This window comes from Sphingobium indicum BiD32 (assembly GCF_000382885.1).
Lineage (GTDB): Bacteria > Pseudomonadota > Alphaproteobacteria > Sphingomonadales > Sphingomonadaceae > Sphingobium > Sphingobium japonicum_C.
In genome coordinates, this window is sequence record NZ_CAVK010000041.1 from 11,958 (window position 1) to 27,348 (window position 15,391).

General features: G+C 64.6%; 12 protein-coding genes. 6 read left to right on the plus strand and 6 right to left on the minus strand.

Translation table 11 applies throughout. The annotated features are described in order from the left end of the window. Positions 1-127: 127 nt before the first annotated feature. Together EBBID32_RS04205 and EBBID32_RS04210 are read left to right on the plus strand one after the other, a co-directional pair. Positions 128-2,485, plus strand: coding sequence for a TonB-dependent receptor (locus tag EBBID32_RS04205; RefSeq protein WP_006951227.1), 2,358 nt, complete (start codon positions 128-130; stop codon positions 2,483-2,485). 177 nt (positions 2,486-2,662) lie between these two features. Beyond that, complete coding sequence (locus EBBID32_RS04210; RefSeq protein WP_006951228.1) at positions 2,663-3,922, plus strand: spinster family MFS transporter; 1,260 nt, start codon at positions 2,663-2,665, stop codon at positions 3,920-3,922. A 37-nt stretch (positions 3,923-3,959) separates the two neighbouring features. Here the strand turns inward: EBBID32_RS04210 and EBBID32_RS04215 are convergent, their stop codons facing one another. Both EBBID32_RS04215 and EBBID32_RS04220 read right to left on the minus strand, forming a co-directional pair. Beyond that, the gene (locus tag EBBID32_RS04215; protein WP_006951229.1) at positions 3,960-5,537 is read right to left on the minus strand and encodes a peptide chain release factor 3; all 1,578 of its coding nucleotides are present in this window, start codon (positions 5,535-5,537) and stop codon (positions 3,960-3,962) included. 123 nt (positions 5,538-5,660) lie between these two features. Then, on the minus strand, positions 5,661-6,545 hold the full coding sequence (locus tag EBBID32_RS04220; protein ID WP_006951230.1) for an aldose 1-epimerase family protein: 885 nt from the start codon (positions 6,543-6,545) through the stop codon (positions 5,661-5,663). A gap of 130 nt (positions 6,546-6,675) precedes the next feature. Between EBBID32_RS04220 and EBBID32_RS04225 the strand changes: the two genes are divergently transcribed. Beyond that, on the plus strand, positions 6,676-7,161 hold the full coding sequence (locus EBBID32_RS04225; protein WP_006951231.1) for a hypothetical protein: 486 nt from the start codon (positions 6,676-6,678) through the stop codon (positions 7,159-7,161). 273 nt (positions 7,162-7,434) lie between these two features. Beyond that, complete coding sequence (locus tag EBBID32_RS04230; RefSeq protein WP_037488685.1) at positions 7,435-8,700, plus strand: glutamate-5-semialdehyde dehydrogenase; 1,266 nt, start codon at positions 7,435-7,437, stop codon at positions 8,698-8,700. Between the two features lie 38 nt (positions 8,701-8,738). Here the strand turns inward: EBBID32_RS04230 and kdsA are convergent, their stop codons facing one another. Both kdsA and EBBID32_RS04240 read right to left on the minus strand, forming a co-directional pair. Continuing rightward, on the minus strand, positions 8,739-9,566 hold the full coding sequence (kdsA, locus tag EBBID32_RS04235) for a 3-deoxy-8-phosphooctulonate synthase (RefSeq protein ID WP_037488688.1): 828 nt from the start codon (positions 9,564-9,566) through the stop codon (positions 8,739-8,741). Positions 9,567-9,571: 5 nt separating this feature from the next. Continuing rightward, a complete protein-coding gene (locus tag EBBID32_RS04240) occupies positions 9,572-9,865 on the minus strand; it encodes a hypothetical protein (protein ID WP_037488676.1) in 294 nt (97 codons plus the stop codon). A 21-nt stretch (positions 9,866-9,886) separates the two neighbouring features. Between EBBID32_RS04240 and EBBID32_RS04245 the strand changes: the two genes are divergently transcribed. Both EBBID32_RS04245 and EBBID32_RS04250 read left to right on the plus strand, forming a co-directional pair. Next, entirely contained in the window at positions 9,887-11,020 is a 1,134-nt protein-coding gene (locus EBBID32_RS04245; protein ID WP_037488679.1) for a hypothetical protein, read from the plus strand. Next, entirely contained in the window at positions 11,017-12,402 is a 1,386-nt protein-coding gene (locus EBBID32_RS04250) for a cytochrome P450 (protein WP_006951242.1), read from the plus strand. The genes EBBID32_RS04245 and EBBID32_RS04250 overlap by 4 nt, the downstream gene beginning before the upstream one ends. Before the next feature lie 110 nt (positions 12,403-12,512). On the opposite strand, the gene EBBID32_RS04255 is transcribed toward EBBID32_RS04250, so the two are convergent. Both EBBID32_RS04255 and EBBID32_RS04260 read right to left on the minus strand, forming a co-directional pair. After that, complete coding sequence (locus EBBID32_RS04255; protein ID WP_006951244.1) at positions 12,513-13,403, minus strand: transglutaminase family protein; 891 nt, start codon at positions 13,401-13,403, stop codon at positions 12,513-12,515. Next, positions 13,400-15,391 (minus strand): circularly permuted type 2 ATP-grasp protein (locus EBBID32_RS04260; protein ID WP_037488680.1); only part of this gene is annotated, 1,992 nt, incomplete at its 5' end. The genes EBBID32_RS04255 and EBBID32_RS04260, both read right to left, overlap by 4 nt.

Genomic DNA, 15,391 nt, shown 5'->3' on the forward strand with positions numbered 1-15,391 from the left:
CAATCTGGCCGCGTCGATAGCCCGCTCCATATTTCAAGTTGAAAGCTGGTTCAACTTTCATTATCGAATCGGGCAAGACACATGGCGACCCGCCAACCGGGCGCATCATTCAGGAGAGGAACCGCTCATGAAGGCCTATCACAGCATCCGCGCTCTAGCCCTTGCCTCCGCCGCCTGGACCGGCGCGCTGGCCCTGCCCGCCATCGCCCAGAACGCGCCTCAGGACGCGCCGCAGGGGGCCGCCGACGATAGCGAGGGCGCGATCATCGTCACCGCCCGCCGCCGCGAGGAAACATTGGTGAGCGTGCCGATCGCGGTCAGCGCCTTTTCGGGCGACAGGCTGGAATCGCAGGGTGCGATCGACATTACCGATCTCGCTAACCTCACCCCCAACACCACGCTGGAAGCATCGCGCGGCACCAATTCGACGCTCACCGCCTTCATCCGGGGCGTGGGCCAGCAGGACCCGGTGTCCGGCTTTGAACAGGGCGTGGGCATCTATCTGGACGATGTCTATCTCAACCGGCCGCAGGGCGCGATTCTGGACATTTACGATGTCGAGCGGATCGAGGTGCTGCGCGGACCACAGGGGACGCTCTATGGCCGCAACACGATCGGCGGCGCGGTCAAATATGTGACCAAGATGCTGCCGCAGGATTTCGCGCTCAAGATCAAGGGCAGCTATGGCACCTATGACCAGGCCGATGGCATCATCAGCGTCTCGGCCCCCATCGGCGACATGATCCGGGTCGGTGGTGCGCTCGCGCGCCTGTCGCGCGGCGGTTTTGGCGACAATCTGACCACCGGGCAGGAAAATTATAACAAGGATGTCTGGGCCGCGCGTGGCACGTTCGAGATGGGCGGTTATGGCCAGCCGGTACTGATGCGGATCACTGGCGACTATACCAAGGATAATAGCAGCGCGCGCGGCGGTCATCGCCTGATGCCCGGCCAATTGTCAGGCGCGCCGGTGCTGGGTGACGTGTTCGACACGCGCGGCGGCCTTGTCGACCCCAAACAATATGTGAAGTCCTACGGGCTTTCGATGAACATCACGGCGGAACTGTCCGACGCGGTGACGCTGCGGTCGATCAGCGCATGGCGCAAGGATGACAGCGCATCGCCGATCGATTTCGACGCGCTGCCTGCGGTCGATGTCGATGTTCCCGCCTTCTACTTTAACGAGCAGTTGAGCCAGGAATTCCAGCTTCTCTATGACAGCGGCCCGCTGCATGGGTTGCTTGGCTTCTACTATCTGGATGCCAAGGCCGACACCGCGTTCGACGTGCGGTTGTTCACGACGCTGGCGGGCCTGACCGCCTTTACCCAGGCGGATGTCGATACTGAAACCTATGCGGTGTTTGGCGACTTCACCTTCGACATTTCGGATCAGCTGAGCATTTCAGCGGGCGGTCGCTATACGTGGGACAAGCGCCGGGCCGACATATTGCGGCAAAATTATCTGGGTGGCGGATCGCCTGTGTTCGGCGGCGCGGGCGTGGCGTTCGGCGCGCCCAGCACCAATTTCAACGGGCAGCGCGAATATAAGAAATTCACCCCGCGCGTATCCGTCAGCTACAAACCGACGCCCGATCATAATATCTACGCCAGCTATGCGCAGGGCTTCAAGGGCGGCGGTTTCGACCCGCGCGGCGTGGGCGTCAATGCGCCGGACCTGAACAGTGACGGCATCCGGCAGGATAGCGAGATCGCGTCCTTCCTGAGCTTCCGGCCCGAAAGCGTCGAAAGCTATGAAGTGGGTTATAAGGGCAACTTCATGAACGGCGCTCTCTATGTCGCGGTTGCGGGCTTCTATGCCGATTATACCGATGTGCAGATTCCGGGTTCGGTCGCCTGTTCGGTCGGCGGCATCCCCTCCTTCTGCGGCGTCGTGTCCAATGCGGGCAAGGCGCGGTTCAAAGGGCTGGAATTTGAGAGCAACGCCCGGCTGGCGCAGGATTTCCTGACCGGTGGCGACCGGTTGAGCCTGGCCACGGCGGTGGGCTATATCGACGCGGAATATCGCGAATATATCACCAATATCGGCGGGGTTCCCACCGATGTGGCCGCCTTCCGCGAAGTGCAGAATACCCCCAAATGGACCGCCAGCGGCACGCTGGGCTATACCACGCCGATGGGCGCGGGCAGCCTTTACGCTGGCAGCACCCTGTCGTGGCGCAGCAAGACCTACCAGTTTGAAGTCCCCAACCCCTATATCGACCAGAAGGGCTTTGCCCTGTGGGACGCCAGCATCGTCTATACTGCGCCCGATGATCGCTGGACGCTTGGCCTGCATGGCAAGAATTTGCTCGACAAGGAATATAAGACGTCGGGCTATACGTTCGTCGCGGCCAATGCGACGACCGGCGCGATCATCAATAATGCGGCGGGTTTCCCCACGCCATCGCTGGGGCGCGAAGGTACGCTGACGGCATTCTACGGCAATCCGCGGCAGGTGTTTGTGACGGGGACGGTGAAGTTCTGAGGCGCACATTCGCAGTTTAAAAGAGCCGTTCGCCCTGAGTAGGGGCTGAGCGAAGTCGAAGTCCCGTATCGAAGGGTTGCGTCCAAACGCGGTCCTTCGATACGCCATTTCGACAAGCTCAATGGCTACTCAGGACGAACGGATGAGTTTGACGGGCTTGGCCATTAGGAACAGACCATGACTGACCGAACCCCATCCCCCGTTTCCCCCGCCTATCGTGGCGTCGTGCTGGCGATGCTGCTGCTGGTCTATACGTTCAACTTCCTCGACCGGCAGATATTGGGCATCCTCGCTGGCCCGATCAAGGCGGAGCTGGGGTTGAGCGACGGGCAGTTGGGGGCGCTGGGCGGGATTGCCTTTGCGCTGCTCTATTCCACGCTCGCGATTCCGCTGGCGCTGCTGGCCGACCGGACCAGCCGGACATGGGTGATCACCGTCAGTCTCGCTGTCTGGAGCGGCTTTACCGCCCTGTGCGGGATGGCGGGCAGTTTCTGGCAGATGTTCGCCTTTCGCGTGGGCGTGGGCGTGGGGGAGGCGGGGGGCGTCGCGCCATCCTATGCCGTGATTTCCGATTATTTCCCCGCGAACCAGCGGGCGCGAGCGCTGTCCATCTATTCGCTCGGCATCCCGCTGGGGTCGGCGGGTGGCGTGCTGCTGGGCGGCTATATTGCGCAGGCGGTCGAATGGCGCACCGCCTTCATCGCGGTGGGACTGGCCGGGTTGCTGATCGCACCGCTGTTCCGGCTGGTGGTGCGCGAACCTGCGCGTCCGCTGCTGGCGAGTGACGCCGTGCCGGTCAGCGCGGTGTTCGGCATATTGGCGGCCAAGCGCGGCTTCTGGTTCCTGGCGCTGGGCGCGGCGTGCAGTTCGATGTGCGGCTATGGCGTCGCCTTCTGGCTGCCCAGCCTGCTGATGCGCAGCTTCGGGCTGGACCTGATGGGCGCGGGGCAGTTTCTGGGCGCGCTGCTGCTGATCGGCGGGGTGGCGGGCGTGCTGCTGGGTGGCTGGCTGGGCGACGCGATGGGTGGCCGGGACAAGGCCTATTATGCCTGGGTGCCTGCGATCAGCTATGTGGTGGGGATGCCGTTGTTCGTGGTCGGCGTGCTGTCGGACAGCGTGAATTTTGCCTTCGCCTTATTCCTGATTCCGCAGGCCTTGGTCTATGTCTGGCTCGGCCCGGTGCTGACCGCCGTGCAGCATCTCGTCCCCGCCCATATGCGCGCCAGCGCGGCGGCAAGCTTCCTGCTGATCAACAATCTGGTCGGGCTGGGCCTCGGATCATGGAGCGTGGGGGCTTTGTCCGACGCTTTGACACCGACTTATGGAGTGGAGGCGTTGCGTTACGCGATCGTCGCGGCGCTCGGCTTTTACTTGTTGGCGGGGTTGTTCATGGCGCTGGCGGGTAGGGCACTGAGGCAGGATTGGGTCAGCGCATAGCCACCCCGCATTCCCGCCTGCGCGGGAACAACGGGGATTACCGTTCCTTGGTCGCGCTGAATTTGACCTTGGGGTGGCGTTCCTGCTGATAGCCGATGTCCCACGCGCTGCGGGCCATGAATACCAGCGCGCCGTCGCGGTCACGGGCCATGTTGGCGGCGTTGAAGCCGATGAAATCCTTGAGCGCTGCCTCGTCGCCGCTGATCCAGCGGGCGGTGTCGAAGGGCGAAGGCTCCAGCCCGGCCGCGACCTTATATTCCGCGTCCAGCCGGGAAATCAGCACTTCGAGCTGGAGCTGGCCCACGACGCCGACGATCCAGTTGCTGCCGATTTCCGGGTAGAACACCTGGATCACGCCCTCTTCGGACAGGTCGTCCAGCGCCTTGCGCAACTGCTTGGTCTTGGTCGGGTCTTTCAATTGCACCCGGCGCAAGATTTCCGGCGCGAAATTGGGCAGGCCGGTGAAGCGCAGGCCGGGCTTTTCACTGAGCGTGTCGCCCACGCGCAGCGCGCCATGGTTGGGGATGCCGATAATGTCGCCGGGATAGGCCTCGTCCGCCAGTTCGCGGTCCTGCGCGAAGAACAGGATGGGCGAATGGACCGCGAGCGGCTTGCCGGAGCCTGACGGCGTCAGTTTCATGCCGCGTTTGAACTTGCCCGACACCAGCCGCATGAAGGCGATGCGGTCGCGGTGCATCGGGTCCATATTGGCCTGCACCTTGAAGATGAAGCCTGTGACTTCGCTGCCGTCCGGCTCGACGGCGGCGGGTTCGGCCGGTTGCGCGCGGGGCGGCGGGGCGTGCTGGCCAAGCGCGTCGATCAGCTCGGTGACGCCAAATAATTTGAGCGCGGAGCCGAAATAAACAGGCGTCAGGTCGCCATGGCGATAACGTTCAAGATCGAATTCGGCATAGCCGCCCTGCGACAGCTCGGCTTCTTCTCGCAGCTTGGTCAGGCCATCGGGCGACAGGAAATCGGCCAGTTTCGGGTCATCCAGCCCGGTAAACTGGTGCCTTGTGCCGTCAAATTCCTTGCTCGGCCCTGTCGGCTGCATCAGGCGGTTGGTGGCGAAGTCATATATGCCCTCAAACTCGCCGCCCATGCCCACCGGCCAGCTCATCGGGCAGACGTCGAGCTGGAGCTGGTCCGCCACCTCGTCGAGCAGCCCGAACGTTTCCCGGCCTTCGCGATCGACCTTGTTGACGAAGGTGATAATGGGCAGGTTGCGCAGGCGGCACACCTCGAACAATTTGCGGGTCTGCGGCTCGATGCCCTTGGCCGCGTCGATCACCATCACGGCGGAGTCGACGGCGGTCAGGGTGCGATAGGTATCCTCGGAAAAATCCTCATGCCCCGGCGTGTCGAGCAGGTTGAAGGTGATCGTTTCGCCATCGCGCGTCCGCTCGAACGTCATGACCGACGAGGTGACGGAAATGCCGCGCTGCTGCTCGATCTTCATCCAATCCGACCGCGCGCGCCGGTTCGCCCCGCGCGCCTTGACCTCACCGGCGAGATGGATCGCGCCGCCTTCGAGCAGCAGCTTTTCGGTGAGCGTGGTCTTGCCCGCGTCAGGGTGGGAAATGATCGCGAAGGTGCGGCGGGATGGGATGGTCATGTCTTGCGGCTCTTGAAAACAACCGTTCGCCCTGAGCTTGTCGAAGGGCCGCACTTTTCTTCGCGAAGAAAGGACAGGGCTTCGACAGGCTCAGCCCGAACGGAATTCTTTGAAGGCCGCCCGTTACACGTCCACAAGGCTGACGTCCATGCGGAAGGCGCGGCTCTCGCCCGGTGGCAGGGCGATGATGCCCTGTTTCTCCCACACGTCGCCGTCAAAGCCGACCAGATCGGCCATCCCCGCCCAGGGTTCGACGCACAGATAATGGGCGCCCGGCTTTTGCCAGAGGCCGAGCCATGGCGTGTCGGGAAAGTCGATTTCCAGGCGCGGCTGGCCCGGCACGCCCCAGAGGAGTGACCGGCTGTTCAGATCGTCCCAGATCAGCGCGTCGCCCGCGAACATGGCGTGGCGGGGGACGATCGTGTCGCCATCAACCGGTGAGGCCGCCGTTTCGCGCGCGATCAGGCCCGGTTCCTCGCCCGCCCTGCGGATCGGTGCGGGTTCGGCTTTTTCAAAGATGATGCGGTGATCCTCATGTCCGCCGCCATAGGGCAGCGGCCAGGCGAAGGCGGGGTGATAGCCGAAGGAAAAGGGCATGACCGCGTCCCCCCGGTTGCTCACCGTCGCGGTCATGCGCAGGCTCGCCCCTTCGATCGCAAAGCCCATGTCGAGCCGGAAGGCGAAAGGATAGACGGCCAGGCTCGCCGCATCCGCCTCCAGCCGGAAGGTTGCGGCGCTCCCGCTGCGTTCGACCGCAGCAAACGCGCTATGCCTGGCAAAGCCGTGCTGGGGCATCGGATAGTCGCGCCCGTCGAGCCGATAGACGTCGCCGCGCGATCGCCCGACAAAGGGGAAGAGCAAGGGCGCATGACCGGTCCACCAGCGCGGATCGGCGTCGGTCATCAGGTCGCGGCCCTGTGCATCACGCAGCGCCCACAGTTCCGCGCCGTGGGGATTTATCGTGGCGCTCAACTGGTCCGAAGCGATGCTGACCGGTGCGTCTGTCACGTCCTGCTGTCTCCTTTAACATGCATTGGCCTTAGCGTTGGCGCAGCAGCCTGTCTTGTCCCGACATGCGGCCGTTTCGCAAGGGAACCGATGGATCGTGCCGCTGGTTTGGGACGCGGGAGACAGAAACATGAAATTATACGCAATCGCGGCGCTGATATTCTTTTCAACCTCGGCGCTGGCGCAGGAAGCGGAAAAGCCAAAGGACGAAACCCTCAAGAAAGCGGGCAATATCGCGACCCAGCCGGTGCGCGACATCGGCCTGGACAAGGACGAGATTCCGCCTGTGCTGCTCAAAGCGGTGGAAAATCCTTATGCGACCCCGGCGTCGCGGACCTGCAAGGGGCTGAAAGGCTCTCTGGGCGAACTCAACGCAGTACTGGGTGAGGATTTCACCGTCGGCGCCAAGGCGAACGAGAATCGCACCGGCAAAATTGCCGAGGCGGTCGGCAAGACGATCGTCAATTCGCTGATCCCGTTCCGGGGACTGGTGCGGGAAATCAGCGGTGCCGCGCCGCAGGAACGGCGTTTGCAGGCAGCGGTCACGGCGGGGATCGCCCGGCGCGGCTATCTGCGCGGGATGGCGGCGAATAAAGGCTGCAAGATCATCAGTTAAGCATATTCGCGCATATAACCCCTACGGGGTATGCGCGCGTCCGATGGGCTGAATAGATACCATAAGAAGGCGGTCTGACTGCCTGCCGATGGCTGGATCATTTGCGACCCATGATCTGGCCATCGGCCCTTGGTTCGCCAGGTTTAGGCCCGGTGCGGCAACCGAAATGCGTTTTCGCGCATTTCGAGACAGACGTTTTGGCCCGCCACGTCCCGCCTTCGCTTCATCCCGCTTTCATGCTAGGTCGCCGCCAACATATTGGCGAGACCCATGATGAACGACCTGACCCAGACCCCTGAAATGCTGATCGCGATGATGGGCGCGCGCGCCCGTCGCGCCGCGCTGACGATCGCGCAGGCGAGTGACGCGCAAAAGGCCGATGCGCTGCGTCGCGCGGCGCAGGCGCTGCGGGATCAGGCACCGGCGATCATCGCTGCCAATGCCCGCGACATGGACAATGCCGCCGCCAATGGCCTGTCGCCCGCGATGCTCGACCGGCTGAAGCTGGACGCGGGCCGCGTCGCCGCCACCGCCGACGGGGTGGAGCAGGTCGCCAGCCTCCCCAATCCGCTGGGCAGCGTCATCGACCAGAGCGTCCGCCCCAACGGGCTGGCACTCAGCCGGGTGCGTGTGCCGCTGGGCGTGATCGGCATCATCTATGAAAGCCGCCCCAATGTGACCGCTGATGCTGCGGCGCTCTGCCTGCGCGCGGGCAATGCCGTCATCCTGCGCGGCGGCAGCGAGGCGAAGGAAAGCAACCGCGCGATCCTGAGCGCGATGGTCGAGGGGATCGAGGCTGCTGGCCTGCCCGCCGATGTCGTCCAGCTGATCCCCACCACCGACCGCGCGGTCGTGGGCGCATTGCTGCGCGCCACCGAATTTATCGACCTGATCGTGCCGCGCGGGGGCAAGAGCCTGGTCGCGCGGGTGCAGGATGAAGCGCGGGTGCCGGTACTGGCGCATCTGGACGGTATCAACCACAGCTATGTCGATGGCGCAGCCGATCCGGCGATGGCACGGCAACTGGTGGTCAATGCCAAGATGCGCCGGACGGGCGTATGCGGCGCGACCGAAACGGTGCTGATCGACCGCGCCTTTGGCGATGCGCCCGCGCTGGTGAAGGCGCTGCTCGCCGCCAGATGCGAAGTGCGCGGTGACCATGCGGTGCAGGCGATGGACGCGCGGGTCATAGCGGCGAGCGAGCAGGACTGGGATACCGAATATCTCGAAGCGATCGTGTCGATCCGGCTGGTCGATGGCGTGGAAGGCGCGATCGACCATATCGCCGCCCATGCCAGCCACCATACCGACGCAATCATTACCGAGGATGCGGCGACCGCCGAGCGGTTCCTCAATGCCGTCGATAGCGCGATCGTGATGTGGAACGCCTCCACCCAGTTCGCCGATGGCGGCGAATTTGGGCTGGGCGCGGAAATCGGCATCTCGACCGGGCGACTCCACGCGCGCGGGCCGGTGGCGCTGGAGGGGCTGACGACCTATAAATGGATCGTGCGGGGGACGGGGCAGGTTCGGCCGTAAGCAATTCATGTTCCCGCGAAGGGGGGAACCCGCCCTTTTTACCCCTTCACCACCGCATCAATCGCCTTCAGCTTCGCCAGCATCGGCGCGACCCAGTCGAGCGGGAGCATCACCGGCCCATCGGACGGCGCATTGTCCGGGTCCTGATGCGCTTCGGCGAAGATTGCCGCGACGCCCGCCGCCACCGCGCTGCGGGCGAGCAGGGGGGCATATTCGCGCTGGCCGCCCGACGCTGAACCCAGGCCGCCGGGCTGCTGGACCGAATGGGTTGCGTCGAATATCACCGGATAGCCGGTTTGCGCCATTACCGGCAGCGCGCGCATGTCGCTGACCAGCGTGTTATAGCCAAAACTCGCGCCACGTTCGGTCAGCAGGATGCGCTCATTGCCGGTCGAGGCGACCTTTTGCGCCACGGCCGCCATGTCCCACGGGGCCATGAACTGCCCCTTCTTGACGTTGATCACCGCGCCGGTGCGCCCGGCGGCGAGCAGCAGGTCGGTCTGGCGGCACAGGAATGCCGGGATCTGGAGAATATCGACTGCCTGGGCCGCGACCTCGACCTGACCCGCATCATGCACGTCGGTCAGCACCGGGCAGCCCAATGTCGCCTTCACTTCGGCCAGGATCGCCAGCCCCGCGTCGATGCCGACGCCGCGCTGGCCCGACACCGATGTCCGGTTAGCCTTGTCGAAGGAGGATTTGAAGATGAACGGCACGCCGGCCTGCCGCGCGATCTGCGCCAGCGCGTCCGCCATGAACAGCGCATGGTCGCGGCTTTCGATCTGGCAGGGGCCGGAGATCAGGACGAAGGGCAGGTCGTTGCCGATGATGATCGGGCCAACGGGCACATGATGGGGCGTGGTCATGCCGGTCACTTGGGCGCTTTGGCAAAGCGCCGCAAGAGCTGGCCGTGCCACAGCCCCTTGCCCGGATGATAGTTCCAGCAGAACCAGCCAAAGGTGAGGCAGGCGATCAGCGATGGCAACGCCATCGGATCGCCATGGCTTTTCATATGGCGATAGAAAGCCATGTCCGCGCGCCACCGGTCCCGCTCGCTGCCGCCGCCGTTGATGCCATAGGCATTGTCATGCTTCCTACAGCCGATGTTTCGGTTGTATTTACGGTGGTCTATGAAATAGCAGTAGTCGCGTTCGGGCGTGTTCATGACCCGATTAGGGCCGGGGCAGTGCAAAAATTCAAGCGTAAAGTCTTTTATCTCGGCGGTTTTGACCCGCGCGGCGTGCGTTTTTACCACCAGCTCTATCGGGATCAGGCCGGTCGCTATGACCGGTTGAGCGGGGAGGATGTCATCGTGAGCGGTCGCCGCGCCGGGCCTGCGGGGTCGGTCGTGTCCACGCTGTGGAGCGTGGACAATGCGCAGGCCGGGGTCGAGACGGACTATGAATTTCTCCGCTGGGAGGATCTGGTCGGCAAGGTGTGGATTCGCAATCCGCTGAAACTCGCCTGGCGATCGATCGCCACCTATGTCGGCCATGGCCGCTTCATGCAGTTCAAGCGGATGAAGAAGCTGCGCCCCGGCCCGGTGCTGACCATCTGCTACCCGCCCTTTCTGGCGGTGATGATCCCGCTGCTGTTCGCGCTGCTCCCCGCCCTGCTGCTGTGGACCGTGCTGCCCTTCTGGGCGGCGGCGCTGGCGGGGATTGTGATCAGCGCGGTGGCGTCGGGCAAATGGCTGAACAAGCTGGTGGTGCCATGGCTGCTGCGCTTCACCTATTATCACCACACGCTGGCCGCCGGGGGACCGGGGGAGGCGCTGGACGCGCGGCTCGATGCGTTCGCCCGGCGGATCGCCGATGAACTGGATGAACCGTGGGACGAAGTCCTGTTCCTGACCCATAGTGCGGGGACGATCCTGGGCATGTCGGTGATGCGCCGCCTGTTCGACCTGCGCGGCACGCGGCTGCCGGATCATTTTGCGATGGTGGGCATGGGACAGGTGGTGCCGGTGGTGGCGCTGCGTACCGATGCGCGCTGGTATCATGCCGATTTGCGGGCGCTGGCCGACAAGCATTTCCGCTATGTGGACTTAAGCTTCCCGCCGGACGGCGCGGCCTATTTCAACGTCAATCCGCTGCTGCTGGAAAGTGAGAGTTATGCCGCGCGGGTCGACATGCTCTCGCCGCGCTTTCACCTCTTCTACGATCCAGAAAATTATCATGGCGGCTGGTCGAACAAATATGAGGCGCATTTCGACTATTTGCGGGTGGGCGATCGCCTGTCCCCGGTCGATTTTCTGAGCCTGACCGCGGGCCGCCGCACCCTCGATGACGCGATCGCCGCGTTCAGGACGATCCCATGACCCAACCGTCTGACACCCCGCTGTTCACCCCGCCCTTCCCGCAGCCCACGCGTAACAAGCGCACGATGCTGCGCCGCTTCTTCATCGGCTGGCACAGCTGGATTCATGTGCTGTTCGACAAAAGCTATACGATGAAGATGGGCGAGGTGCGCGGGCGCGGGCAGCTCATGTATATCGCCAACGAACTGCCATTGGTGGACCGTATCCTCAAAGGCGGAACAGAATTTCCCAAACATCATGAACTGGTCAAGGGGTTATGGCCGCTGATCGGGGACGGCGTCTTTTCCGCCAATGGCGCGGATTGGGAAAATCAGCGGGCGATGATCAACCCCGCCTTCGCCCATACCGCGATGAACAAGACGATGCCGTTGATGGTGGAGGCGGTCGCGGCCTTTCTGGCGCGGATCGACGGGATGGACCGCAGCAAGCCGATCAATATCGACGCGATGATGACCCATGTGGCCGCCGACATCATCTTTCGCACGCTCTTTTCACAGACGCTCGACACGGATCGTTCCTTCATCATCCATCAGGCGTTCGGGCGGTTCCAGCGCTATTCCCATTCCTCATCCATGCTGGGCCTTTACGGCTTTCCGACCGGCTGGTTCGACCGGCGCGCCCGAAAGCCGGCAGAGGCCATTCGCGGCGTGTTCGCCCCGATCGTGGAGGAACGGTACAAGGCCTTCCATGCGGGCGAACCGGGCGACCATAAGGACATTCTCCAGTCGATCATCGCGGCCAGAAGCCCCAAGACCGGCGAATATTTCACCCTCAAAGCGGTGATGGATCAGGTCGCCACCATCTTCCTGGCGGGGCATGAAACCTCCGCCAGCACGATGACCTGGGCGCTCTACCTCCTGTCGGAATGCGCCCATATTCAGGAGCGCGCGCGGGCCGAAGTCATGGCGGTGGCAGGCGACGCGCAACTGACCCCGGCGATGCTCAAGGACATGGGCGTGGTGCGCAACGTGTTCAAGGAAACGCTGCGCCTCTACCCCCCGCTCGCCTTCTTCCCGCGCGAAGTGCCCTGCCCGATGCGGATGCGCGACAAGGATCTGGTGCCTGGCGCGATGCTCGTGGTTGCGCCCTGGCTGACCCAACGCAACAAGGATAATTGGGCCTGCCCGCACAGTTTCGATCCCGACCGCTTCGACGATCCGGCCAATGCCGACATGATCAAGCAGGCCTGGCTGCCCTTCAGCCGTGGCCCGCGCGTGTGCGTGGGCGCAGGCTTTGCCCAGCAGGAGGTGATGACCGTGATCGCCGACATACTGCGCCACTATCGCCTGTCGGTGCGACCCGGCTACAAGCCCGAACCGATCAGCCGCCTGACCGTGCGCCCGCGCAAGGGGATGTGGCTGATGTTCGAGAAGATTGGCTGATCCTTCCCACTCCGTTCGGGCTGAGCCTGTCGAAGCCTTGTCCTTCTTCTCAAGAAGAACGCCCCTTCGACAAGCTCAGGGCGAACGGGTGTAGTGGGGAACTCTGGTCGTCACGCCATCTCTTCCTCCGGCACGACATCCACCATCGCCTGGATGCTCTGGCCCGCGCCGCCCACGAACAGCCCGTCCATCGGCGCGACATCGGCATAGTCGCGACCCATGGCGACGAACAGATGGCCGTTGCCGGTGATGCAGCCGTTGGTGGGATCGAAACCGATCCAGCCGCGCGTCGGCCCGCACCACAGCATGACCCAGGCGTGCATCGCATCCGCGCCGATCAGCCGGGGGCGGCCGGGCGGCGGATCGGTGCGCAGATAGCCGCTGACATAGGCAGCGGGCAGGCCCGCCAGCCGCAGCGCGACCACCATGACATGGGCGAAATCCTGGCACACGCCATGCCGCGCGGCAAAGGCGTCGGCGACCGGCGTGCTGGCGTCGGTTGCCCCCGGATCATAGGCGAATTCCGCCCGGATACGCAGCGCCAGCGCCAGCGCGGCGGCGACCACTGGCCGGTCCGGGTCCAACCTGTCGCCGACCCAGTCACGAACTTCCGCCAGCAACGGCGCACGGGCGGAGGCATAGAGATAGAGGGCAGGGGCGGATGCGCTCATGTCGCGATCCACCAGCGCTGCCTTTGCCACCGTGCCGATCGTCGGATCATCGGGCTGGGGTTCGGGCGGGGCGCTGTCCTGTACACCCACGCGGAAACGGCTCTCGATCGTCAGCTGGCGGATCGGGCTTTCGATCACCAGCCGGGCGACATGGACCGGCCAGGCACCGGGGCGCGATGTGATGGTGGAGGGGACCGGATCGACCTGTAGCGCATAGTCCGACGTCCATTGCCCCGGCCAGGGCGCGGGGCGCAGCCGCAGGTTGAAACGCGCCAGCCGCATCGGCACGGCGTAACGCAATATCGTCTGGTGGCGGACATGGTAGATCATGACAAAAGGTCCGCTCCGTCGGCCTTTTCCGCCTTGCGCACTTGCAGGAAATAGCGCTGGCCGATCGCGTCGGACAGGGCCAGCAGGCGGTTTTCGGCGTCGTTGATGTCGCCCATGGTCAGCATGTCGCCGGTCAGCGGGCTGAGCCGGGCGACCAGCGCATCGGCCAGGCGCCTTGGCTCCTCCGGCATCCCGTCGCCGCGCAGCGTCGGCAGCGCCGCGACATGGTCGGCCAGCCGAGCCGCCTGATAGGCGATGGCGCGCGGATTATGCGGCTCCAGCGCGACAAGATCGCGCACCGGGGGCAGCGCCGGGCCGGTCAGATAACGGGTGCGGTAGCTGATCTGGCTGTCGTTAAGGTCGAGCAGGACGGTCAGGTCATCGGCGCTCGCGCCATCGCTGCCAAACAGGCCCAGCAGGCGGCAACCATTGATCGCCCGCTCCATCCGCCGCCCCATATCGTGGAAGCGCCAGCCTTCGGTCCGGCCCATATTTTCCGCCGCCAGCCCCGACAGCGCCGAAATCCGCTCGATCATGCGGGAAGAGGCGTCGAGCAAAGTCTCGTTCACCGCGCCGTCAAATGTGGGGAGCGGCAGCCGGACCAGCCGCCAGAAATCGCTCGCCAGCCGGTCGCGCAGTCCCTCGCCGATATTGCCGACGCTGGCCATCAGCGCGCGGACGCTGCCCGACTGGCGCGCATCGCCCAGCGCGGTGGCGCAGAGCGGGCCGACCGGGCCACCGCCGTCGCGGGCGATCGCCCCCCAAAGCACCAACTGCCCGACCAGCCGGTTCATGGTCGGCGACGCGACCGATGGGCCAAGGTCAGCCTCGATCGAGCCGCCGACGATCGCACGGATCAGCCGCAACGTCATTTCCGTCCGCTCAATATAGCGGCCCAGCCAATAGAGATTGTCCGCCGCCTTGGCCGGCAGCATCCCGCCGATCCGCCGGATCGCGGGTGCGCCGCCGCCCAGCAATGTGTCGGGCGGCACCGGCTGGCTATCGACGATGCACATGTCGGCGGACATGTCGCCCTTGCCCATCAGTGCGGCGCGAATATCGCCATGCCCCGCCAGCCGCGCAAAGGCTCCGGGCATCACCCGCCACTGGCCCTGATCGTCGCGGGCCACGAACACGCGCAGGGTGAAGGGCAGGGGGGTGATGCGCCCGTCGACCACCGCCGGGGTGGTGGAGAGTTTCACCACTTCCTGGCCCACATAATCCATCGGCCGCCGCGCCATCGCCTCGATCAGCGTGGCGCGCTGCTGCGCGTCCAGCGCCGATCCGGGGGTGAAGCGCGCATCGGGCAGGCCCGCCACATCCTGATCGAACGCAGACCCCACCACCAGCCGGTCCAGCCGGTCGCGAACATAATCGCGCTCCCCACCCTGTCCGCACCACCATGTGGCGATATTGGGCAGGATCAGGTCCGCGCCCAGCAGCGCCTTGCTCAGTTGCGGCAGGAAGGCGGCAAAGGCGCGCGATTCGATCACGCCCGCGCCCGGCCAGTTGGACAGCATCAGCCCGCCGCGCGCGCAGGCGTCGAACAGGTCGGGCACGCCGATGCGCGACTTGCCGTCGAACGCCAGCGGATCGAGAAAGCGGCTGTCCATCCAGCGCCACAGCCCGTCGATGCGCTTCAAACCCTGAATCGTGCGGACGAATAATTGCCCGTCGGTGACGATCAGATCCTCACCCTCGACCATCAGCAGGCCCAGATAACGGGCCAGATGCGCCTGTTCGGCATAGCTCTGGTTGAAGCGGCCCGGCGTCAGCAGGCCGATGCGCGGGTCGGATCGTTCGCAATCGGCGGCCAGCCCCCGGCGCAGATCATCGAAAAAGGGCGCGAGCCGCCGCGTGTTCATCGCGCCCAGCAGATCGCCGGTCGCGCGCGACAAAGCGAGGCGGTTTTCCAGCGCATAGCCCACGCCCACCGGGGTCCGCACCCGATCGGCCAGAACGCGCCATTCGCCCGCCGGGCCACGGCC

Excerpts from the sequence above, each read along its gene's own strand:
- EBBID32_RS04230 (WP_037488685.1), top strand. The coding sequence starts at position 7,435 with ATGAACGACCTGACCCAGACCCCTGAAATGCTGATCGCGATGATGGGC.
- EBBID32_RS04210 (WP_006951228.1), top strand. The coding sequence starts at position 2,663 with ATGACTGACCGAACCCCATCCCCCGTTTCCCCCGCCTATCGTGGCGTC.
- kdsA (WP_037488688.1), bottom strand. The coding sequence starts at position 9,566 with ATGACCACGCCCCATCATGTGCCCGTTGGCCCGATCATCATCGGCAAC.
- EBBID32_RS04250 (WP_006951242.1), top strand. The coding sequence starts at position 11,017 with ATGACCCAACCGTCTGACACCCCGCTGTTCACCCCGCCCTTCCCGCAG.
- EBBID32_RS04240 (WP_037488676.1), bottom strand. The coding sequence starts at position 9,865 with ATGAACACGCCCGAACGCGACTACTGCTATTTCATAGACCACCGTAAA.
- EBBID32_RS04255 (WP_006951244.1), bottom strand. The coding sequence starts at position 13,403 with ATGATCTACCATGTCCGCCACCAGACGATATTGCGTTACGCCGTGCCG.
- EBBID32_RS04205 (WP_006951227.1), top strand. The coding sequence starts at position 128 with ATGAAGGCCTATCACAGCATCCGCGCTCTAGCCCTTGCCTCCGCCGCC.
- EBBID32_RS04225 (WP_006951231.1), top strand. The coding sequence starts at position 6,676 with ATGAAATTATACGCAATCGCGGCGCTGATATTCTTTTCAACCTCGGCG.
- EBBID32_RS04215 (WP_006951229.1), bottom strand. The coding sequence starts at position 5,537 with ATGACCATCCCATCCCGCCGCACCTTCGCGATCATTTCCCACCCTGAC.